General features: G+C 69.8%; 21 protein-coding genes. 9 read left to right on the top strand and 12 right to left on the bottom strand.

The genetic code is table 11. The features are described 5' to 3' along the window. Window positions 1–6: 6 nt before the first annotated feature. The 4 genes from LDL49_RS30840 to LDL49_RS30825 form a co-directional block, all read right to left on the bottom strand. Window positions 7–468, bottom strand: coding sequence for a hypothetical protein (locus LDL49_RS30840; RefSeq protein ID WP_225296036.1), 462 nt, complete (start codon window positions 466–468; stop codon window positions 7–9). A gap of 146 nt (window positions 469–614) precedes the next feature. Further along, a complete protein-coding gene (locus LDL49_RS30835) occupies window positions 615–1,763 on the bottom strand; it encodes an FAD-dependent oxidoreductase (protein WP_225296034.1) in 1,149 nt (382 codons plus the stop codon). A 9-nt stretch (window positions 1,764–1,772) separates the two neighbouring features. Beyond that, window positions 1,773–2,477 (bottom strand): TetR/AcrR family transcriptional regulator, encoded by a 705-nt coding sequence (locus LDL49_RS30830; protein WP_225296032.1) that lies wholly within the window; start codon window positions 2,475–2,477, stop codon window positions 1,773–1,775. 55 nt (window positions 2,478–2,532) lie between these two features. Beyond that, window positions 2,533–3,291: a DUF4097 family beta strand repeat-containing protein gene (locus LDL49_RS30825; protein ID WP_225296030.1), complete on the bottom strand. Its 759-nt coding sequence runs from the start codon at window positions 3,289–3,291 to the stop codon at window positions 2,533–2,535. A 114-nt stretch (window positions 3,292–3,405) separates the two neighbouring features. Here LDL49_RS30825 and LDL49_RS30820 point away from each other — a divergent pair, with 114 nt between their 5' ends. Continuing rightward, a complete protein-coding gene (locus LDL49_RS30820; RefSeq protein ID WP_225296028.1) occupies window positions 3,406–4,272 on the top strand; it encodes a hypothetical protein in 867 nt (288 codons plus the stop codon). Between the two features lie 9 nt (window positions 4,273–4,281). Here LDL49_RS30820 and LDL49_RS30815 read toward each other — a convergent pair whose 3' ends face one another. From LDL49_RS30815 to LDL49_RS30800, 4 genes are all read right to left on the bottom strand, one after another. Beyond that, window positions 4,282–5,121: an LLM class flavin-dependent oxidoreductase gene (locus LDL49_RS30815; protein ID WP_225296026.1), complete on the bottom strand. Its 840-nt coding sequence runs from the start codon at window positions 5,119–5,121 to the stop codon at window positions 4,282–4,284. 11 nt (window positions 5,122–5,132) lie between these two features. After that, window positions 5,133–5,963, bottom strand: coding sequence for a GNAT family N-acetyltransferase (locus LDL49_RS30810; RefSeq protein ID WP_225296024.1), 831 nt, complete (start codon window positions 5,961–5,963; stop codon window positions 5,133–5,135). Between the two features lie 147 nt (window positions 5,964–6,110). Further along, entirely contained in the window at window positions 6,111–6,458 is a 348-nt protein-coding gene (locus tag LDL49_RS30805; protein WP_225296082.1) for an STAS domain-containing protein, read from the bottom strand. A gap of 34 nt (window positions 6,459–6,492) precedes the next feature. Continuing rightward, window positions 6,493–7,935: an LCP family protein gene (locus tag LDL49_RS30800; protein ID WP_225296021.1), complete on the bottom strand. Its 1,443-nt coding sequence runs from the start codon at window positions 7,933–7,935 to the stop codon at window positions 6,493–6,495. A 69-nt stretch (window positions 7,936–8,004) separates the two neighbouring features. Between LDL49_RS30800 and LDL49_RS30795 the strand changes: the two genes are divergently transcribed. Continuing rightward, window positions 8,005–9,021, top strand: a complete 1,017-nt coding sequence (locus LDL49_RS30795; RefSeq protein WP_225296018.1) for a glycosyltransferase family 2 protein — start codon at window positions 8,005–8,007, stop codon at window positions 9,019–9,021. On the opposite strand, the gene LDL49_RS30790 is transcribed toward LDL49_RS30795, so the two are convergent. Together LDL49_RS30790 and LDL49_RS30785 are read right to left on the bottom strand one after the other, a co-directional pair. Next, entirely contained in the window at window positions 8,984–10,759 is a 1,776-nt protein-coding gene (locus tag LDL49_RS30790; RefSeq protein ID WP_225296016.1) for a CDP-glycerol glycerophosphotransferase family protein, read from the bottom strand. The genes LDL49_RS30795 and LDL49_RS30790 overlap by 38 nt on opposite strands. Window positions 10,760–10,785: 26 nt before the next feature. Then, entirely contained in the window at window positions 10,786–12,177 is a 1,392-nt protein-coding gene (locus tag LDL49_RS30785; RefSeq protein ID WP_225296013.1) for a bifunctional cytidylyltransferase/SDR family oxidoreductase, read from the bottom strand. Between the two features lie 95 nt (window positions 12,178–12,272). Here LDL49_RS30785 and LDL49_RS57280 point away from each other — a divergent pair, with 95 nt between their 5' ends. The 7 genes from LDL49_RS57280 to LDL49_RS30755 all read left to right on the top strand — a co-directional run bounded on the left by LDL49_RS57280 (window position 12,273) and on the right by LDL49_RS30755 (window position 18,904). After that, entirely contained in the window at window positions 12,273–13,736 is a 1,464-nt protein-coding gene (locus LDL49_RS57280; protein ID WP_308016215.1) for a CDP-alcohol phosphatidyltransferase family protein, read from the top strand. Then, window positions 13,733–14,356 (top strand): DUF5941 domain-containing protein, encoded by a 624-nt coding sequence (locus tag LDL49_RS57275; RefSeq protein WP_263655687.1) that lies wholly within the window; start codon window positions 13,733–13,735, stop codon window positions 14,354–14,356. The genes LDL49_RS57280 and LDL49_RS57275 overlap by 4 nt, the downstream gene beginning before the upstream one ends. 79 nt (window positions 14,357–14,435) lie before the next feature. Beyond that, window positions 14,436–15,167: a phosphocholine cytidylyltransferase family protein gene (locus LDL49_RS30775; protein ID WP_225296011.1), complete on the top strand. Its 732-nt coding sequence runs from the start codon at window positions 14,436–14,438 to the stop codon at window positions 15,165–15,167. Window positions 15,168–15,195: 28 nt separating this feature from the next. Further along, window positions 15,196–16,236: an iron-containing alcohol dehydrogenase family protein gene (locus LDL49_RS30770; protein WP_225296080.1), complete on the top strand. Its 1,041-nt coding sequence runs from the start codon at window positions 15,196–15,198 to the stop codon at window positions 16,234–16,236. Continuing rightward, window positions 16,214–16,981: a CDP-alcohol phosphatidyltransferase family protein gene (locus LDL49_RS30765; RefSeq protein ID WP_225296009.1), complete on the top strand. Its 768-nt coding sequence runs from the start codon at window positions 16,214–16,216 to the stop codon at window positions 16,979–16,981. Before LDL49_RS30770 ends, LDL49_RS30765 begins: the two co-directional genes overlap by 23 nt. A gap of 187 nt (window positions 16,982–17,168) precedes the next feature. Beyond that, on the top strand, window positions 17,169–18,053 hold the full coding sequence (locus LDL49_RS30760) for a glycosyltransferase family 2 protein (RefSeq protein WP_225296078.1): 885 nt from the start codon (window positions 17,169–17,171) through the stop codon (window positions 18,051–18,053). A gap of 59 nt (window positions 18,054–18,112) precedes the next feature. Continuing rightward, on the top strand, window positions 18,113–18,904 hold the full coding sequence (locus tag LDL49_RS30755) for an ABC transporter ATP-binding protein (RefSeq protein ID WP_225296007.1): 792 nt from the start codon (window positions 18,113–18,115) through the stop codon (window positions 18,902–18,904). Here the strand turns inward: LDL49_RS30755 and LDL49_RS30750 are convergent. Together LDL49_RS30750 and LDL49_RS30745 are read right to left on the bottom strand one after the other, a co-directional pair. Further along, entirely contained in the window at window positions 18,901–19,614 is a 714-nt protein-coding gene (locus LDL49_RS30750) for an acetoacetate decarboxylase family protein (protein WP_225296005.1), read from the bottom strand. The genes LDL49_RS30755 and LDL49_RS30750 overlap by 4 nt on opposite strands. 166 nt (window positions 19,615–19,780) lie before the next feature. Then, the gene (locus LDL49_RS30745) at window positions 19,781–20,800 is read right to left on the bottom strand and encodes a zinc-dependent alcohol dehydrogenase family protein (protein ID WP_225296003.1); all 1,020 of its coding nucleotides are present in this window, start codon (window positions 20,798–20,800) and stop codon (window positions 19,781–19,783) included. Window positions 20,801–20,856 lie beyond the last annotated feature (56 nt).

The following is a 20,856-nucleotide window of genomic DNA, read 5'->3' as shown; positions in this document are numbered from 1 at the left end:
GCGCGCTCACCAGCTCGGCTGGTCGCTTCGGCTCCAGATCTGGGTGCATCGGGGGAGGTCTTCGATGCCGCCGCCTTCCGGGATCATGCCCCAGAGGAAGGGGATCAGGTATTGAGGCGGTTCGCCCAGGAGGCCGGGCAGTTCGTCCTCGGTGATGGTGAGAGTGAACGGCGAGCCCCGTTGGCCCGAGTTCCAGCCCTGGTCGAGGGCTCGCTGGACGCATCCGGCGACGAGGAGCGGGCGGATGACGATGGTGCGCTCTCCTTGCCAGTTGTCCGGCCGGGCGCAGGGGAGGGACACCACGAGAACGTTCCCCGGCTCCTCGACCCGCTCAACGGTGAAGGTGAGAGGAGCCGGGTTGTCGCCCCGGCGGTAGGTGGGCTTGGGGCGGACCCGCCAGCGGAAGGCGGTCTCGCCGACGGTGATGAGCCGGGATCCCTTCTTGGGCATCGCCACTGCGGCCTCCAAGCTCCGTTCCTGGTCCGTCGTCGCTCCCTGGGGGCGCCGGACGCGGCTTGATGGGAGCGTACGAGGAGTGTTGCGAGACGTCGGGCAGCATAGCCGTCCCTCATCGGCCAGATCGAGCTGTTTGTCGGCGAAACGCCCGCTGTGGGTCAGTGCTTCACGGGTACGCCGACGCCGCCGAAGAAGTCGACCATGGCGCGCGGTGAGTCCGGGGCGAAGCACATGTCCAGACCTCGCGCGGACCCCTCGGCCGAGGCGGCCGCGCGGGGGAACATGGCCGTCTCGTACCGGGTCAGCGCGGCCTCCACGTCGTCCTCGTGGGCGACGATGGCCAGCGCCAGCTCGGCGCCGTCGAGCAGGGCGAGGTTGGCTCCCTCGCCGGCGTACGGCGACATCACATGCGCGGCGTCGCCCACCAGCGTCACGCCGGGGGTCCGGCTCCAGGAGTGGCCGGTCGGCAGGGCGTAGATCAGTCGCGGGACGATCGTGTCGTCACAGTGGCGGATGAGGTCGGTCAGTTCGGTGCTCCAGTCGGCGAACTCCTTGAGCAGCGCTTCGCGGGCGGCCGGCGCGTCGGACCAGTCGACGCCGCGGGTGGCCGTCCAGTCCTGCGGCACCCGTAGCGAGGCCCCCAGGATGATGTCGGTGCCACCGTGGCCTATCAGGGCCTTGTCGTCGGACAGGGCGAACATGATGCCGGGGCCGACGACGGTGGCCGATTCAGGGTGGCGGGTCGTGACATCGGAGAGTCGCAGCTCCAGGTAGGAGATTCCGCAGTATCGCGGCGTGGCCGCCGAGACCAAGGGGCGTACCTTCGACCAGGTGCCGTCCGCGCCGATCAGCAAGTCGACGCTGGTGCTGCTCCCGTTGGCGAAGGTCAGCCCATGTCGGCCGTCGGCGAGCCGGTGGGCCGCGGTGACCCGGTGGCCCCAGGCGATACGGCCGGGGTCGAGGGACTCGATGAGCAGGTTGCGCAGCGCGGTCCGGTCGATTTCGGGGCGCCCGCCATAGCCGCCCTCCGGCTCGTGGTGGATGAAGACCGTGCCCGCCTTGTCCAGGACTCGCAGGGTCTCGCCCTGTGGGTGGGTGAGCCGGTGGAACTGCTCGTAGAGGCCGGCTTCGCGCAGCGCGTACTGGCCGGACTCCTCGTGCATGTCGAGGACGCCGCCCTGGCTACGGGCGTCGGCGGCGGGCTCACCTTCGTACACGGTGGACTCGATGCCGTGCATCTGCAGGACGCGCGCCAGGACCAGGCCACTGAGGCCGGCGCCGACGATCGCGATGGAAGGTGCGGACATGCTGGGCTCCTATGCGGGAGGGGTACGGGAGATGGCGGCGAGGATCCCGTCGACCAGGACATGGAACGCCCAGTCGGAGCGGCCGGCCCCGTCGCCCGAGATGAGCTCGTCGCCGAGTCCGGCGATGTGCGGGTAGCGAGCTGGATCCGCGGCGGCGATCTGCGCGCCCAGCGCGGAAAGGTCGGCGGCCTCCTGGGCCGCCGATCGCTCGCCGCTGTGCTCGACGGCGGCCGCGGTCGGATACAGCAGCAAAAGGTCCACGCCCCACGCCGCCGCCCGGCCGGTCACGCCGCCTTCGGCGAGCAGGGCGAGGACCGCCTCCACCAGCGCCATGTAGTTGGGGCCGCTGGGCTGGGTGGAGAGCGCCATCCGGGCAATCGCTGGATGGTGGAACAGCACGTCGCGGTAGCTGTTCAGCACGGCCTTGAGGCGCTCGCGCCAGGTCCCGGCGTCGGGGGCGGGCACGGTGATCGAGCCGAGCAGGGCGTCGAGGATCTGGGCGTGCAGGTCCTCGGTGTTGCGGACGTAGACATAGAGCGAGGCGGGCCCGGTGTCGAGGGCGATGGCGATACGGCGCATCGTCACCTTGTGCAGGCCCTCGTCGCGCATGATCGCCAGCGCGGTGTCGATGATCCCCTGCCTGGTCAACGCGGGTTTGGCCGGGCGTTCCCGTCGGCTGTGGGGAGGCGCCTGGGCGCTGTCGTGCGTGCTCATGTAGAGCAAGATATCACGAACGTGTTCGTAACGAACATGTTCGCGGCGCCAAGATTCACTTGGCAATGATCCGTACGTCTCCCGTGCCGCTCTTCGCGACGATGGTCCGGTCGCTCTCCGTGCTCTTGATCTCCGACCGCTCACGTCCGTCCTGGCTCTGAGCCATGACCCGGTAGGCCCCGTTGGGTACGGTCGCCGTCACCCGACCGTCCTTGGACAGGAGGTCCAGGTTGGACGGGGGTGCGGCGAAGGACAGGTCGATGGCGCCGGTGCTCGAGCGGACGCGGACGCTGGGGGATTTGAGGCGTTCGCCGGTGATGGTGGCGTCGTCGCTCAGGAGGCGGAGCTTGCCGGAAGTGTCGTACGCCTGGATCGTGCCGCCGTTCGAGACGTCCACGTCCTGGGGGAGGTTCTGGAGGATGATGCCGTCGTCGTCGCCCTCGACGACGAGGCGCGTGCCCGGCGGCACCTTGACGTGGTAGCGGGCTCCGCAGTCGCCGAAGACCACCGTGCAGTTGGCGCTCAGGCGGAGGGTGCCGTCCTTCAGTGACCACGACGCGTTGCCCTCGTTGGCCGCCTTGCCGCGGAGCCAGCGTTCCACCTGCACGGTCGCGCCGGTGCCGGGCATGATGCGGAGGCCGCCTAGTGACGACTTGATGGTGAGCTGGGGGCCGCTGTAGGGGAAGGACTGGGCGGTGTGCACCTCTTTGGCGTCCAGGTCTACTGAGCATCCGGTCAGTGCGATGAGTCCGGTCAGCCCCGCCAGCGCTAAGGCGGTCAGGGGTGTCGTGGGTGTTGCCGTGATTCGCCTCATAGGGCGATCGTGGCCTGGTGCCGGGGTGCCGCCATCGGCCGTTCGACTGATTGGGCATCCGCCGTTCGGCCGCCTTCTTCCAATGCTACGTTGAACGGTGTATTCTGCGATGCCATGATCAAGCAATCCACTCTGGCTGTCGTGGGGCTCTGCCTCGCCGCGGGCTGCGCCACCTCCCCGCCGGCGGCCCCGGCCGTGGTGAGCAGCGGCAAGACGGACAAGCCCCGGCAGATCCAGACAGTCGTGGCGGACTGCATGAAGCAGCGCGGTTTCAAGTACGTCGCCTGGGTTCCGGAGGTGAAGATCTCCGATGATGCCGGCAAGGCCTATCTGGGCGACTACGAGGCGATGAAGAAGGAGCGTACGGAGCAGGGCTTCGGGATCTTCGCCGATTTCGTCCACCCCGAGCAGCGAGAGAAGCGTGTCCTCTGGCGCGAGTCGGACAGCCCCAACTTCACCATCAAGAACCAGCTGTCGCCCGCCCAGCGGGTCGCCTACGGCAAGGCGCTGACCGCGTGCAGATCGCAGGGGCTCAAGCAGGTCACCGGCAAGGTCGCGACGTCCGACGAGGACTGGGCCAAGCAGGAGAACGAGCTGATCGCCCAGCGGCTGGACCGCGAACTCAACGCGGACCCGAAGCTCGTCGGGCTGGCCTCGGCCATGGGCGACTGCCTCAAGGGCAAGGGGCACCAGGTGGCCTCCCTCAGGCCGGTCGACATGAGCCGGCGGGGTGGTCAGGAGTTCGAGGCCCAGAAGAAGCAGATCGCCCTGAACGATGACATTCCCGATAAGGGGCTGCCCGGCGGGCAGTACTACGAGCCGCGTATCCCGGTGAACACCGCCCGGCAATACCTGAACAGGGAGATCAAGGCCGCGCTCGACGACCTGGAGTGCGGCAAGGACTTCTACGCCGCCTATCTGCCCAAGGAGCAGGAGATCGTGCGGCGGGTGGAGGGGGAGTTCGGCCGCGGCAGCGGATAGCCGAAAACCCTACAAAGCCGACAAGAGCTTCGTCACATGGGACAGCGGATCCGCGCCGAACGGTCGTACCGCCACCGTCTGGGCGCCCGCCGCCCACATCCGCCGCACCATGTCGGCGGCCTCCGAAGCGGAGCCGCTGGCCATGACGACCTCCTCCGGCCGTATCTGGAGGAAACCGGCCTGTTCCACGGCGACGTCCCAGGTCGCCTCCCGCGCGTCGGGGCCGATGTACAGGTGGATGAAGGCCACCACCTCGTGGTCGGCCATGGCGCCGATGTGGCCCACGAGGGTGGGGAGCTGCTCGGGGCTGAAGCCCTCCGGGAGGATCGTGCCCTGTGCCACCCGGCCCGACAGGGCGAGGGAGCGGGGGCCGAGGACGCCGGCCAGGACCGGAGGCGGTTCGGCGGGCGGATGGACCAGGGAGACGCCGTCCAGGTGGACGGAGCGGCCGTGCAGGTTCACCGTCTCGCCCCGGAGGAGGCCGCGGACGGAGGTGATCGTCTCCTCCAGAAGCGCCAGAGGTGACGGGGGCGCGGCGCCCACCTGGCGCATCCAGCCACGGACGCCGTGGCCGATTCCGGCGGCCAGGCGGCCGGGGTGGAGGCGGGCCAGGTTGGCCAGCTCCATGGCCAGGAGCATCGGGTTGCGCAGGGGAGCGGGGGTGATGCCGATGCCCACGCGCAGGCGGGAGGTGACCGCCAGGGCGGTGGCGGCCGAGGAGATGGCGCCGGTCCAGCCCAGGTCCTCCACCACCCACAGGTCGTCGACCGCCGTGCCGTCCAGCTCCTGGGCGAAGGGGATCAACTGCTCCGGCTGCAGGCCGCGGTCGAACATGACGCCAAGTCTCAAGGTCTCCTCCATCATGGGGCCCTCCAGTAATAGCGGAAAAGCCGCCCAACCTCCGAATAGCCCGCGCGCAGGAACGCGTTGGCCGTGGGGGAGTTGCCCACGTCCGTGGCCGCCACGATGCGTTCGACGCCCGTCTCGGCCAGCGTCGCGGTGCCCTTGGCCAGCAGGTCGTTGACGTAACCGTGGCCCCGGTGCTCGGGCACCACGCCGATGTACGCGATCGAATGATCGTCCGGCGCCACCAGCCCCACGGGGTCGTCGCCCAGGTAGCCGACGACGAACCAGTCGGTCTTGCCCTTGCGGTTGACCAGGTCGTCGTACATCCACCGGGCCTCGTGCTCGGCGCCGGCCGTCGCCAGCTCCACCTGCGTGTCGTAGTCGAGTGACCCTTCCGAGATGCGTACCAGCAGGTCCAGGACGGTGGCGGCGTCGAGGCCGCGGGCGGGGCGGTAGGTCAGCCGGCCCGGATCGACCGGTACGTCACTCCCGGCCGCCCACTCGAGCATGAGCCGCTCGACCTCCATCGCGAACCCGGCGCCGAGCAGCGCCTGGTGTTCGACGGCTCGGTCGACGACCGGGGTGAGGCCGGGTTTGAGGGAGATGTCGTGGATTATCTTGTCCAGGCCCATCTCCGACAGGCCGCGGCGCAGCAGGCCGGCGGCGAGGTCGGGGTCGGGGCCGGGCTCGAACTGCCAGGTGATCACCGGGTCCGCGCCGCGGTAGGGCGCCCAGAACGCGAGCCGCGCCGGGCCTTCCCTGAAACACCACTCCGGCCGTGTCCTGCCTTCGTCGAAGGCCGTGGCCAGCTGGCTGCGGGCAGGCTCGGGGAACTGATCGAACAACGTGAACGGCCTCCCTACGAGACCGCTGGAAGATGCGCGCCGAATCTCTTGAACCCGAAAGTCTTGAACCCGAAAGTCTTGAACCCGAAAGTCTTGAACCCGAAAGTCATGAACATCGTTTAGCACACCTTCGAGAAATGCTCGATCTCAGGCCGCCGCACCAAGCGCCGCCCGCGCCTCCAGCAGCGACGAGCAGGTCTCGAAGTGCCGGTCGAGGTTGGTGATCGTCAGCAGATGACTGATCATGCCGGGCGCGAGGACCAGCATGAACCTGCCGTGCGCGTGCTGCACGTGGCTGTGGGTGGACACCAGCACACCCAGCCCCACGGAGTCGCAGAAGGGCACATCAGTCAGATCCAGCACCAGTTTCGGGGGGTCGGCGGAGGCCAGCACCTGATCGAGCGCGGCTTGAAGGCGCGGAGCGCCGGCCACGTCGAGGTCTCCGACGGCATGCAAGACAGTAAGCGGTTCCTCTCGCCACGACCTGACCACCATGGCTGTCACGTGCCCGAACGGCTGGGGGATATGCCTATTTCTTACAGATGTTCTGGGTTGCCGTTTTAGTAACGGGTGTAGTTGTGGGTTGGGCGCTTGGTGTGGTCGAGGTCTTCGCTTTACCGATCTTCGGCTGGTCGCTGCCGACGATCACCTCGATGCCGTCGCCGTCCATCTGGACGAGGTCGGCGCCGGGGATGGCCGCGGCGACCGTGCGGGCCGAGTCCTCGCGGCCGGCGCCATAACGGACGACCGTCTTCTTGTAGTCCTTGCGCTTGGTGTTGCCCGGCGTGCCGGACACCTTGAACCCGGCGGCGACCAGCGCCGTCTTGGTGCGGGCGCCGAGACCGGTGATGAGCGTGCCGTTGAGCACCTTGAGCGCGATCCGATCCGGCGGAATGGTGGGTTTGGCGGAGGACGAGGTGGACGAGCTGGGAGTGGGGCTGGGCTTGGACAGGTCCTCGTCGGCCTTGATCCTGGCGAACAGGTCGCGGGACGCCTGCTTGTCCCAGAGCACCGCCGACTCGCCGGTCGGCGCCTTGAAGTCCACGTTGGCCAGCGGCACGTCGGCGAACTTCACGTTGTCCAGCGAGACGTCCCTGAGCTGGGTGGCCAGCCCGATCAGGTCGTCGTCGGGATCGACCTTGATCGTGCTCAGCGTGGAGTTGACGAACGAGGTCAGCCGGGCCGGGTTCGCCAGCATGCCGGCGCTGAGCGCGCGGTTCAGCAGCGCCGAGATGACCTGCTGCTGCCGGTCGATGCGATCGAGGTCGGAGCGGGCGGTGGCGCGGGTGCGGGCGTAGCCGAGCGCCTGAATGCCCTTCAGCTCGTGGGTGCCGGCCGTGAGGTCGAGCCCGGCCTTGGGGTCCTTGATCGGCACGGGCGTGCAGACGGTGACGCCGCCGAGGGAGTCGACGACGTTGATGAAGCCGAGGACGTTGACCTCGATGTAGCGGTTGATCCGCAGCCCGGTGGCCTGCTCGACGGTCTGGCGGGCCAGCTTGGGCCCGCCGAACTGGTAGGCCGAGTTGATCTTGTGATCGCCCTTGCCGGGGATGGTCAGCCAGGTGTCGCGGGGCAGGCTCACCACGGTGACCCGGCTGTGGTCCTCCGACAGGTGGATCACCATCATGGTGTCGGTGCGCTGGCCCGACTCGCGGCCCAGCTTGAGCTCGTTCTGCTGCTTGCGGGTGAGGTCGTCGCGCTTGTCGACGCCGACGAGCAGGATGTTCATGGCACCGCGGGGGGCCGACTCGGTCACACCCGCGTCGATCGTGCCGATCCGCTTCGGCGCCGCCCACACCACGCCGGTGCCGGCCAGGACGCCCACGGACAGCACTCCCGAAAGGATCAGATTCCGGCGCCGGGCCTTGGCGCTCTTGAGCGGCCTGCGCGTGCGCCTGCCCACGAGCTTGACGCCGCCGTACGCGTCGCCGCCCACGTGTACTCCAGCGTCCTCCTCGCCCGGGTCGCGCATGCCCTGCCCCCCTCGTGCCACCGCGGGATTGCCGTCCTCCCCTGCTCGTACAGTAGCGTGAGCCCCGCCATGAAGCAGTTCCCCGACTCGCCGCACGCGCCAGCGGAGACGCACGGCTGGCCGCCCATCTCCGTCGTCATGCCGGTCCTCAACGAGGAGCGGCATCTACGCGAGGCCGTAGACATGGTCCTCGCCCAGAGCTACCCAGGTGAGATCGAAGTCGTTCTCGCCGTGGGGCCCTCACATGACCGTACCCAAGAGGTCGCCGACGCCATCGCGGCGGCCGACCGGCGGGTGACCGTGGTGCCCAACCCCACGGGCCGCACGCCCAACGCGCTCAACGCCGCCATCGCCGCCTCCCGTAACGGCATCATCGCCAGGGTCGACGGGCACGCCATGCTGCCCTCCGACTACCTGCGCGTCGCCGTGGAGACGCTGAGGGAGACCGGCGCCGACAACGTCGGCGGCGTCATGGCGGCCGAGGGCATCACGCCGTTCGAGAAGGCCGTCGCGTGCGCGATGACCTCCAAGATCGGCGTGGGCGCGGCCGCCTTCCACGTGGGCGGCACGGCGGGCCCCGCCGACACCGTCTATTTGGGGGTGTTCAGGCGCGCGGCGCTCGACCGGGTCGGCGGCTACGACGAGCACTTCCAGCGGGCCCAGGACTGGGAGATGAACCACCGCATCCGCCAGACCGGCGGACTGGTCTGGTTCCAGCCGCGCATGCGGGTCTCCTACCGCCCCCGCCCCAACGTGAAGGCGCTGGCCAAGCAGTACTTCCACTACGGGCGCTGGCGCCGGGTGGTCTCGCGCACCCACGAGGGCACGATCAACCTGCGCTACCTGGCGCCCCCCGCCGCGGTGCTGGCGATCCTGCTCGGCCTGGTCATCTCGCCGTTGTTCCCCCTCGCGCTGATCGCGCCCGGCGGCTACGCCGTCGCGATCGTGGCGGGGTCCCTCCTGACGGGCAGCGGGCTGCCGGGGGCGGTGAAGGCCAGACTGCCGATCGTGTACGCCGCCATGCACATGTCCTGGGGCTGGGGCTTCCTCACGAGCCCGCGCAGACTCGCTCGACCGCCGCACTGAACCTGGCCATGCCGTCCGGAAACTCCGGCCCGAGCAGATAGGTCCTGAGCTTGTCCCGCGCGGCGGCCAGCGTGTCCGCGCCGTCGAGGAGCCCGGCCAGCCCGGCCAGGTCCTCGCCGAGCAGCACGCCCGCCTCCGTGCTCGGGTAGCGCTCGTGGAAGATCCGCTCGGGCAGGTCGGCCACGTTGGTCACCGCGTACGGCTTCCCGCTGGCCAGGAAGTCGGACACCAGGCAGGAGATGTCGGTGATCAGCAGGTCGGCCTGGTTGAAGCAGTCATAGAGATGCGGCCTCGGCCCGGAGACGACCAGGTGCCCGGCCGGCAGGGCGTGGCCCGTGTGCGACGGGTGCCTGAGCTTGGAGCGGGCGAGCGTGGCCGCCTCGATCATCGCCACGATCTGCCGGTGCGCCCGCGCGGCACTCCGGTCGCGGTGGCCGGTGAGCGGGTGCGCCTTGTAGATCAGGCGGACCGGCGGTTCGTGGTCGAGCAGCGCCCGCACGATGCGCGGGCCCATGGTGATCAGCGAGGTGTGGAACAGGTCGTCGGTCCACCCCTCCCAGGTCGGGGCGTACAGGACGGTCCGGTACGGCGCGCGGGCCACGCTCGCCGCGCTCGTGCTCGGCACCGGCGGCAACATGGGCGCATCAGCCGTGATCCCCTCCAGCTGGGGACGGCCGACCTCGTGCACGTCCTCGTCCCGGACGCCCACCCCGGCCCGCCGGTAGCGGTCCCGGCCCGCCGGCCCGGCCACCCAAACCTCGTCGTACACCTTGGAGAACGGGTTGAACGACGCCTGCTTGTCGCTGTCGCCGTGCCCGATGAACGCGCTGCGCAGGCCCGGGATGCGCAGCATGTGGATGTTCTTGCCGACATTGGCCACATAGAGGCAGAGCTTGGCGTCCGAGAGCGAGTGGAAGCCCATCAGGTCGGCCGAGGAGGGGATGCAGAGCACCGGCAGCGTGGTCTCCTCCAGATGCCGGGCCATGCCGCGCTCGCGCAGCACCACCACGGCCCGCCGGTCGATCCGCTCCAGGACGGGCAGCCACATCCTGGCCTGGTAGGCGGCCTGGGGAGCGCCGGAGAAGTAGAGGATCACCTCGGGCCGGTAGGCGCGTACCTGCCCGTCGACCACCTCAAGGATGTGGGCCCGGTCGGCGAGCGGGGCCGTCCGGCGGACGAAGGGGAGGACGGCGAGCGCCCCGGCGGCGCCGAGCAGCAGGGAGACTCCCGTGCCCATGGCCCCTGCGAGCGCGCCGGCCGACGCGCCGAGCACCGCCGGCAGGTCGAGGTAGAGGAAGCGGACGCCGCGGAAGTCGATCAGGAACTCCGGCGGCAGCCGCGGTATGCGCAGGGCCGAGACGTCCAGGTTGCGGGTGGTCACCGGCATCACGCTCAGGGTGTGGCGCAGCCGTAGGGCCACCCACGTCTGTACGGCCCGCAGCCCGTGCAGCGCGAACAGCCCGAGGGCCATGGCGACGAACCACGGCGAGCCGGGCCCGGTCGTCCGCGCCACCAGCAGCAGGGCGGCCATCTCCCTGATCACGAACCGGAATGTGGCGTCCACATGCACCTTGGCCAGCAGACCCAGGAACGGCCGGGCGTGGCGTGGCGCGGCGTACTCGGTGGCGTAGGAGGCCGCCGCGACCGCGCCGAACACGACCGGCGACGGCCAGAGCGCCGCGACCACCAGGACGGGATAGCAGCCGAGGACCGCCGCGATCGCAGAGAGTCTCCCCATATAACCGCAGGGTAACGAGCAGCGGGTCAAGCCCCGTCCAGGCGCACGTCTATCACTTGTCCGGTCAGGTCGGAGATGAGGACGTCGAGCGAGGTCTGGGCGACCGCGCGCGGTGAGAGCAGGGTGTGCGGCGGCTCCTCGCCGAACGCGCGCTCGCGCATGGGCGTGCCGGTGCGCTCGGGGTTGACGCAGTTGACCCGGATGCCGTCGGCGGCCCACTCGTCGGCCAGCGCCTGCGTGAGGTTGACGACGGCGGCCTTCGTCGAGGAGTAGAGGCTGTAGTCGGCCCGGCCCCTGGTGTAGCTGGAGGAGGTGTAGAGCAGCAGGCGGCCCGCGCTCTCGCGCAGGTGCGGGTAGGCGGCGCGGGCCACGTTGACCGGGCCCAGGTAGTTGACGCCCACGGTCTCGGCGATGGTCTCGTCGGTGACCTCGGCGAGCTTGCCCATGTGCAGCACGCCCGCGGTGTTGACCACGTAGTCGACCCGGCCCACCTGCGCCAGCGCCTTGGCCACCTGGTCGTAGTCCTCCACCCGCACGCCGTTCTGGGTGCGCGAGAAGGAGTGCACGCGGGCGCCGTGGCCGGTGGCGAGCTCGACGACGTCGGCGCCGATGCCGTAGCTGCCGCCGAAGACCACCATGGTCCGGCCGTCGAGCGCCTCGCGGTAGTCCCTCGGGTCGGGGACGGGCGCGCTGGTGGCGGCCAGCTGGAAGAGCTTGTCGGCGATGTAGACGTCGACCGGATGGGTGATCTTCATGTTGTGCTCGCTGCCCGGCACGATGTAGATCGGGACGTCGGGCAGATAGCGCAGCAGCACGCCGCAGTCGTCGGTGGCCGGCTGCCGCTCGAAGTCGGGGTCGGCGAAGGCCCGCTCGTACGCCTCGCGGATCAGCGACAGGCGGAAGCACTGCGGCGTCTGGCCGCGCCGCAGCCGTGATCGGTCGGGAATGTCGCGGACGATCTCGCCACGAGGGCCGGGGACGGCCACCACGACGGTGTCGGAGCTCGGGATCGCCACGTCCACGGCCGAATACGTCTGCAGGGCCCTGACACACTCCGTGATGATCCGGGGCTCCAGGAGAGGCCGTACAGCGTCGTGCAGGAGCACGTTGCACTCCCTCGGGCCCAGGGCCTTGAGGGCGCGCCAGGTGCTCTCCGGGCGGCTCGCGCCGCCCTCGACGATCTGGCTGACCTTGTCGAAACCGCCTCTTTCCACGATCTCCCTGGCCGTGTCGGCGAAGCCGGGGGCCATCAGCACCACGACCTCGTCGATGTCGGGTGAGCCGTTGAACAGGGCGAGCGTGTGCTCCAGGATCGTCCTACCAGCGATCTTGATGAGCTGCTTGGGGGTGTTGAGCCCGACACGCTGACCCACGCCACCTGCCAGGACCACCCCTACGGAGCGCAGCCGAGATTCCATAGGGGGAGCGTAACGGTCCGGTTCCGTGATATCGCGTTGCCCTGTCGCTACGCTGTGTCCACGCACTCCCTCGCGACCGGGAGGAGACCTGCGCCGTGACCGATTCACTGACCCGCGAGAGCACGACCACGTCGGTGGTGCTGCTCGCCACGACACCCGCCTGCCGGCTGTCCTGCGCCGACGGCACGCTGCTCGACCGGCTCAACGGCCAGCTGGCCGAGCTGTCCGTCCTCGACGTCCAGGTGGTGTCGCCGGCTGACGGCCTCGGCGGCCTGAGCACCGACCTGCGCGGCGTCGCCAAGCTCGCGCGCGCCGTACCGGGGACGCTGGTCGTGCTGCCCGCCGACCTCGTCACCCACACCGAGGCGCTCTCGCTGCTCCTGGAGCATCCCAAGCGCGACACGAGCGCCCTGGTCTCCTACGACGCCATGGCCGCGCCGATGCGGCCGCCGGTGCGGGTCGAGGGCGGCAAGATCGTCGCGGCCGGCAGCTCCTTCCACCTCGTGCCCGAGGCCAACGCCACCTTCCGCGGCGTGCTCCAGGCGAGTCAGGCCGACCTGAGCGCGCTGGCCGACGTCGCCGAGGAGCTGGCCGACCTGGCCGAGACCGGCAAGCTCGGCCCGGTCACCACCGTCGAGGCGGTCGACCTGCTGCTGGTGGGCCTGGTCAGATCGGGCGTGAAGGTGCGCGCCACCGGGATCGGGCAGCTGCACTGCGACCGGGTGACTGGCCAGGTGTCGGCGGACACCGCGGTCAGCAGGCTCGCCGACGTCGACGAGTCCCAGGTACGCCTCGACACCTCGGTCAAGGCGGAGGATGGCTTTGTCAGCACTTACCTTGTTTCGTCCTGGACACGCCATCTCATCCGTCCCGCCGCCCGGCTGAAGCTCACGCCCAACGCCGTCACCGGCATCTCGATCGGCCTGGCCGTGCTGTCGGCGGTCTGGTTCGGGGCGGGCAACCGCGGGGCGCAGCTCGCCGGGGCCGGGCTGCTCTACCTGTCGTTCGCCTGCGACTGCCTCGACGGCCAGCTGGCCCGCTACACCCGCGCCTTCACGCCGCTGGGCGCGTGGCTCGACAGCATGGCCGACCGGCTGAAGGAGTATGTCGTCTACGTGGGGCTCGCCTTCGGCTACGCGGCCGGGCTGCCGCTGAGCGAGGGCGGCCCCGACGGCATCTGGTATCTCGCCGTCGCCGCGATGATCCTCCAGACGGTACGGCATTCGATCAACTACTCCTTCGCGGCCGGGGTGGCCGACGCGAGCCGGGCCGGCGCCCTGGGGGCCAAGCCGGTGAGCTCGCTGCTGAACTCGGCCGAGGGAGAGCACCACGGCGCACCCAAACCGGGAGTGCTCCGCCTGGCGCACCGCATGGAGCGAGAGAAGGTCCTCCGGTGGATGAAGAAAGCGATCGTGTTGCCGATAGGGGAGCGGATGGCGCTGATCGCGATCACCGCCGGCGTGTACAACGCCCGGGTCACCTTCGTCGCGCTCCTCGGCTGGGGCGGCGTGGCGACCCTCTACCTGCTCGTCGGCCGGATCGCGAGGACCGCGCGATGACCTCGGTGCAGATGGCGCCCGTGCCGAGCAGCTACGTCGTGGCCTATCGCGACGACGGGCCGCTGTCGCGCGGCATGGGCGCGCTCGTGTCCGGGCAGCTACCGCCGTTGCCCCCGTTGATCGCCGGGGCGTTCGTGATCGGCGTGCTGCTGCTGATCGGCGTGGCGGGGTCCGACGGGCTGGCGGTCTTCGCGCCCGCCGTGACGCTGCTGCTGGCCGGGCCGGGCAGCTCCCATCCGCACGACGGCCGCCTCGACTGGCTGGTGCCGCCGATCCTGCGGTTGATCGAGTACACCTTCATCGCGGCCTGCGGCTTCGCCCACGACGTGCCGCCGGTGCTGATCTTCGCGCTGCTCGGCGCGCTGGCCTTCCACCACTACGACCTGATCTACCGGCTGCGCCAGCGCGCCTATCCGCCGCCGTGGCTGAGCACGTTCGGGCTGGGCTGGGAGGGGCGGATGATGGTGATCTCGCTGTCGGCGATCGTGGGCGTGGTGACCGGCGGATTCGTGCTGCTCGCCGCGTATCTGTGGGTCCTGTTCGGGTGGGAGAGCCTCACCTGCTGGCTCGCCACCTCTCCCTCAGGGGTGGCCGCGACCGCTACGGAAACGCGAGACTAACGGTCGATTACCCGGTGAGGGCCAAAAGCCAACTAACCTTTGGGTCCTACGGAGTAGATGCTCGACTGAGGAGTGCACGTTGCTGGGAATGGTGCTGGCCGCTGGAGCCGGACGACGCCTGCGACCGTACACCGACACGCTGCCGAAGGCATTGGTGCCGGTCGACGGTGAGACCACGATCATGGACATCTCGCTGCGCAACCTCGCCGAGGTGGACCTGCGCGAGGTCGTGATCGTCGTCGGTTACGCGGCGCAGGCCGTACACGAGCGGAAGGACGAGCTGGAGAAGCGGCACGGCGTCAAGCTCACCCTCGTGCACAACGACAAGGCCGAGGAGTGGAACAACGCCTACTCCCTGTGGTGCGCGCGCGACTACTTCGCGCAGGGCGCGCTGCTGGTCAACGGCGACACCGTGCACCCCGTCTCGGTCGAGAAGACGCTGCTGTCGGCGCCCGAGACCAGCGACATCCTGCTCGCGGTCGACAACGTCAAGCGGCTGGCCGATGAGGAGATGAAGGTCACCCTCGACGGCGACGACCTGAAGCGGATCACCAAGCTGATGGACCCGGCCACCGCCTACGGCGAGTACATCGGCGCCACGCTCATCCGCCCCGGCGCCGCCGAGCGCCTGGCCGACGCGCTGCGGGCCACCTTCGAGCGCGACCCGCAGCTCTACTACGAGGACGGCTACCAGGAGATGGTCGCGCGCGGCGAGCGGATCCACGTCGCGCCCATCGGGGAGGTCGACTGGGTCGAGGTGGACAACCACGACGACCTGGCCAAGGCTCGTACCATAGCCGTTCGCTACTGAGGAGGCGGGCATGCCGCTTCTAGCGCGGATGCTGCCCGCGCCCCTGGCCATCATGGTCAGGCGGGGCGCGGTGGCGGAGCTCGGCGCATTACTGGCCGACACCCGGGTGGCGACCTCCGGCCGGGTCGCCGTCGCCGTCGGCCCGGGGCAGGGCGACCACATCGAGGGCCTGATCGCGCCCACGCTCGGCGAGGCCGAGGTGTTCAGGGTGTCCGACGGCTCGGTCGACGCGGCCGTCTCGCTCGGCGCCGACCTGCGCAAGGGCGCCTACGAGGTGGTCGTCGGCGTCGGCGGCGGCCGGACCATCGACGCGACCAAATACGCCGCCTCGCTGGCGGGCATCCCGATGGTCGCCGTGGCCACGAACCTGTCCCACGACGGCATCTGCTCGCCCACGGCCTCACTGGTGTACGAGGGCGGCAAGGGCACGTTCGGCGTGCCGATGCCGCTGGCGGTCCTGGTCGATCTCGACTTCGTGCACAGCGCTCCCGAGTCGCTGGTCCGGTCGGGGGTCGGCGACGTGGTCAGCAACCTGTCGGCCATCGAGGACTGGCAGCTGGGCAACGTGGAGCGCGGCGAGCCCATCGACGGGCTGGCCTGCTCGATGGCCCGCATGGCGGCCGAGGCGCTGGTCGGCCGCACCGACTCCATCGAGTCGGACGCGTTCCTGACCGTTCTGGCCGAATCGCTGATTCTGTCGGGCATGTCGATGGTCATCGCCGGCTCGTCTCGGCCCGCGAGTGGTGGAGACCATGAGATCCTTCATGCCGTGGATCAGCTCTTCCCCGGCACCTCCAATCACGGCGAGCTCGCCGGGATCGGAGCCGCCTTCTGCTTCTTCCTCAGGGAGGACGCCGCGCGGCTCAAGCAGGTCACTGACTGCCTGCGACAGCACGAGCTGCCCGTCGTCCCGGCCGACATCGGCCTGAGCGGCGAGCAGTTCGCCGAGGCCGTCACGCTGGCGCCCGCCACCCGTCCCGGCCGTTACACGATCCTGGAGCACCTGCGCATGTCGGAGTCCGAGGTCCGCGATCGGGTGGGGGACTATGTCCGGGCCTTCGGTCGCTGAGATCCGGCGGGTCGCCCAGCCCGCCGGACACCTCGAGCGCAGAAACGGTGAGCATTGGGCGGGCGTGCTCTACATGCGCCGGCTGTCCATCTACGTCACCTGGCTGACGGCCAAGACCTCCATCACGCCCAACCAGCTGACCTGGGTGATGACGCTGGCCGGGATCGTGGCCGGGATCGTGCTGGCCCTGCCGGGCCTGTGGGCCGCCGTGGGCGCCGCCCTGCTCGTACAGGTCTACCTGCTGCTGGACTGCTCCGACGGTGAGCTGGCCCGCTGGACGGGCCGCACCTCGCTGGTCGGGGTCTACCTCGACCGCGTCGGCGCCTACTTCACCGAGGCCGCCCTGCTGATCGGGCTGGGCTGGCGGGCTTCGGCCGTGCTGCCTGACTGGTACACCGTGCTGGGCGTCGCCGCCGCGCTCGGCGCGATCCTCATCAAGGCCGAGACCGACCTCGTGGACGTGGCCAGGGCCAAGGGCGGCCTGCCGACCGCCACCGAGGCATCCGCGGGGCAGTTGCGCTCCGGGCTGCTGGGGCTGGCCCGGCGGGTGGTGGGGGCGACGAAGTTCCACCGGATCGTGCAGCCGATCGAGCTTTCCATGCTCGCGGTCGTCGCCGCGGTGATCGACGCCGTCGCGGGTGATCTGCTCGCCTCGCGCGTGCTGCTGATCGCCTGTTTCGTGGCCGCGGTCCTGCAGACCGTCCTGCACCTGGTCAGCATCCTGGCATCGAGGCGGCTTGCGTGAGCAGACATCGGAACCGGCGGAGCCCCTCGCTCGTCGTATTGATCGGACGTCCGCAGTTTGGCGGGGGTTCACCTTCGGTTCCGATACGCTTGGCTCCACCAATATCAGGAAATATGCATACCAGCAGACTCGGTGATCATGAAAGAATGCTCCGCCCGTGTTCTCGACGCGTCAGGACGATGACCCGTTGAAGATCTCGTGCGTCATCCTCACCATGGGCAACCGGGTCGCGGAGCTGAACCGGGCGGTCGAGTCCGCGCTCCACCAGATCGACGGCGACGTCGAGGTGGTGATCGTGGGCAACGGCGCCGACGTGCCCGAGGTGTCGGCGACGCCACCCGTGGGCTCGTCAGCGACGGTGAAGACGATCCGGCTCGAACGCAACACCGGCATCCCGGCCGGCCGCAACCGCGGCGTCGAGGAGTGCTCCGGTGATGTCGTGCTGTTCCTCGACGACGACGGCTGGTACGCCAACCAGAAGGTCGTCTCCCACGTCCGCGACCGCTTCGCCACCGAGCCCGACCTCGCGGTCATCTCCTTCCGGGTGATGGACCCCGACGGCGGCATCGGCCAGCGGCGCCACGTCCCGCGCCTGCGCGCGGGCGACCCCGAACGATCCTCACCGGTCACCACCTTCCTCGGCGGCGCCTCGGCGATCCGCCGCTCGGCCTTCCTCCAGGTGGGCGGCCTGCCGGAGCAGTTCTTCTACGCTCACGAGGAGACCGACCTGGCCTGGCGGCTGCTGGGTGAGGGCTACCGGATCGAGTACGACGCCGAGACGGTCATGTACCACCCGCAGGTCCCGCCGACGCGCCACGCCGAGTTCTACCGGCTCAACGCACGCAACCGGGTGTGGCTGGCGCGGCGCAACCTGCCGTGGCCGCTGGCGGCGCTCTACCTGCTCGACTGGGTGGTGCTGACGCTGATCCGGGAGCGCCGGTCCGGCGTGGCGATCAAGGCGTGGTTCACCGGGTTCTTCGAAGGGTTGCGGACGCCGGCCGGCGAGCGCCGCCCGATGGCCTGGCAGACCGCGTGGCGCATGGTGAAACTGGGGCGCCCGCCGATCGTCTGAGGACCGGCCAGGTCACGGTCAGTCCTCAGACATCTGATGACTGTTGATAGCCTGCGCAGATGGATCCTGTTGCCGGTGGGCCAGTTCTGCGCGCTGTCGAGGTCGATGTGGTGCGCGATGGCACCTCTCTGTTGCGGTCGATCTCTCTGACGGTCGGCCAGGGCGAGCACTGGGCCCTGCTGGGGCCCAACGGGGCCGGGAAGAGCACGCTGCTCGACCTCCTGGGGGCCGTGAAGCACCCCACACGAGGGGTCGTCGAGGTTCTGGGGCATCGGCTCGGCCGGGTCGACATGCGCGAGCTCCGCTCCTTCCTGGGGCACGTCAATCCACGGCATTCGCTGGAGTCCGGCCTCCGGGTGCGCGAACTCGTGCTGACCGGGGCCACCAACACCATCGAGCTCGTCCCTCGATGGAGGCCCACCGCCGAGCAGGAGGAGCAGGCCCTGCGGCTGATCGGGATGATGGGGATGGCGCGCAAGGCCGAGGCGCGCTGGCCCTACCTGTCCCAGGGCGAGCGGGGCCGGGCGCTGATCGCGCGGGCCCTCATGCCCAGGCCGCGGCTGCTGCTGCTCGACGAGCCCGCCACCGGGCTGGACCTGGCCGCCCGGGAGCAGCTGCTCGCCAGTCTCGACGTGCTACGCCGGGAGCACCCGGCGCTGGCCACCGTACTGGTGACCCATCATCTGGAGGAGCTGCCCGCCAGCACCACCCACGCGCTGCTGCTGCGGGAGGGCGAGTGCATGGCGTCGGGGCCCGTGGACGAGGTGCTGACCACCGACCTGGTGAGCAAGTGCTTCGACCACCCGGTCCGGATCAGCCGCGTCGACGGACGGTGGAGCGCCCGGGCCTAGATGGCCATCGCGTCGCCGAAGGTCATGGCGGCGTGGGCGACCGTGGTGGTGAGCAGCGGGCGCTTCGGCAGGCCGAGCTCGCTCAGCTCCTTGGCTATCGGGTGGTTGCCCAGGCGGATCAGCGCGCCGCCGGGCCGTACGCGGACGCCCCGGGCCGTCACCGACCACGGGACGCGGCGCGTCACGCCCTCCCGGTGCGTGAAGGCGTCCAGCGGCACCAGCGCGCCCCCGCCCGGCGCGGGCAGGCCCGGTCTGAGCAGCAGGTCAAGCACCAGCCGGCCGTCCTTGCGCAGGACACAGCGCTTGTACGCCGAGTCGAGCCGCAGGTCGATGTCGGACAGCTCCTTCGGAAAGCCCCAGATGCGGCGGCCCGCGTCCAAAGTGAACTCCTGATCGACCGGTAGCCAGTGGATGAACACCCCGGCCCGCCGTAGATCGCTCAGCCCGACCGATTGCGCCACGCCCGGTGGACGCACCAGGAACGCCACGCCGACCTCGTGGTAGGCGTCCAGATCGCTGTCCCGGTAATCGACGAACACCAGCACGCAGATGGCCTTGCCCGGGAACACCTCGGCCACGTCCAGCCCCGAGTAGGCGATCACCGCCCTGGCGGCGTCGGCCCGTACGGGATACATGACGCTGCAGACCGTGGCCTCTCTCACCTGGACGGGCATGCTCACCGTGCGGCCCTGGATCAGATGCGAAGACATGAGTCCAGTACATCAACCGGGAAGCCGTGTGACCATTCCTGCCCGGATCGCGTCTGCTCTGTTGTGACAATCGCAAGAACGCGGAGGGCATCATCGAGGAGCTGTGCGGAGCCTGGGCGACACGATCGCGTTCATCCCGCGCGGCGACGCGCCGGTGGCAGAGTGATCAGACGGTCAGGAGCACCTTGATGGCGCGGCGCTCGTCCATCGCCTTGTAGGCGTCGGCGGCCTCCTCCAGAGGCAGCTGGAGGTCGAAGACCTTGCCGGGGTCGATCTTCCGGTCCCAGATCAGCTGGATCAGCTCGGGCAGGAACCGGTGCACCGGGGCCGGCCCGCCGAGCAGGTGCACCTGGGCGAAGAACAGCTCATCCCCGAGGAGGGTGACGTCGTGGTTGACGCCCACGAAGCAGACGTGACCACCCGGGCGGGCGGAGCCGATGGCCTGCCGCATCGATTCCTGGGTGCCGACCGCCTCGACGACCGAGTGCGCGCCCAGCCCGCCGGTCAGTTCCTTGATCTTCGCCACGCCCTCGTCACCGCGCTCGGTGACGATGTCGGTGGCGCCGAACTCGATGGCCAGCTTCTGGCGCGCCTCGTGGCGGCTCATGGCGATGATCCGCTCGGCGCCCAGCTGCTTGGCCGCCAGCACCGCCAGCAGGCCGACCGCGCCGTCGCCGACGACCGCGACCGTCTTGCCGGGGCCGGCCTCGGCTCCCACCGCGCCGAACCAGCCGGTGCCCAGGACGTCGGAGGCGGCCAGCAGGCTGGGGATCAGGTCGGGCTCGGGGGTGCCGGGCGTGGCCACCAGGGTGCCGTCGGCGAAGGGGATCCTGGCACGCTCGGACTGGGTGCCGACCTGGCCGACGAACACCCGGTGGATGCACGAAGAGGGGTAGCCCGAGCGGCAGATCTCGCAGGTGCCGTCGGCGGCGACGAACGTGCCCACGACGAACTGGCCGGGCTTGACGGTCTTGACCTCGCTGCCGACCTGTTCGACCACGCCGACGTACTCGTGGCCCATCGGCTGCTCGTGGACCTCCTCGACGCCGCGATAGGGCCACAGGTCCGACCCGCACACGCAGGTCGCCGTGACGCGGATGATCGCGTCTGTCGGCTCGATGATCTTTGGGTCGTCCAGGTCCTGCACTCGAACGTCACCGGGAGCGTGCATCACCACACCACGCATAACCTTCACTCCTTCAGATTCTCTGGCCGCACAGACACTCTGTCCGCACGGCCGGC

The sequence above is a fragment of the Nonomuraea aurantiaca genome (assembly GCF_020215705.1).
In the GTDB taxonomy this organism is placed as follows: domain Bacteria; phylum Actinomycetota; class Actinomycetes; order Streptosporangiales; family Streptosporangiaceae; genus Nonomuraea; species Nonomuraea aurantiaca.
This window is presented reverse-complemented; position numbering and strand designations above follow the sequence as displayed.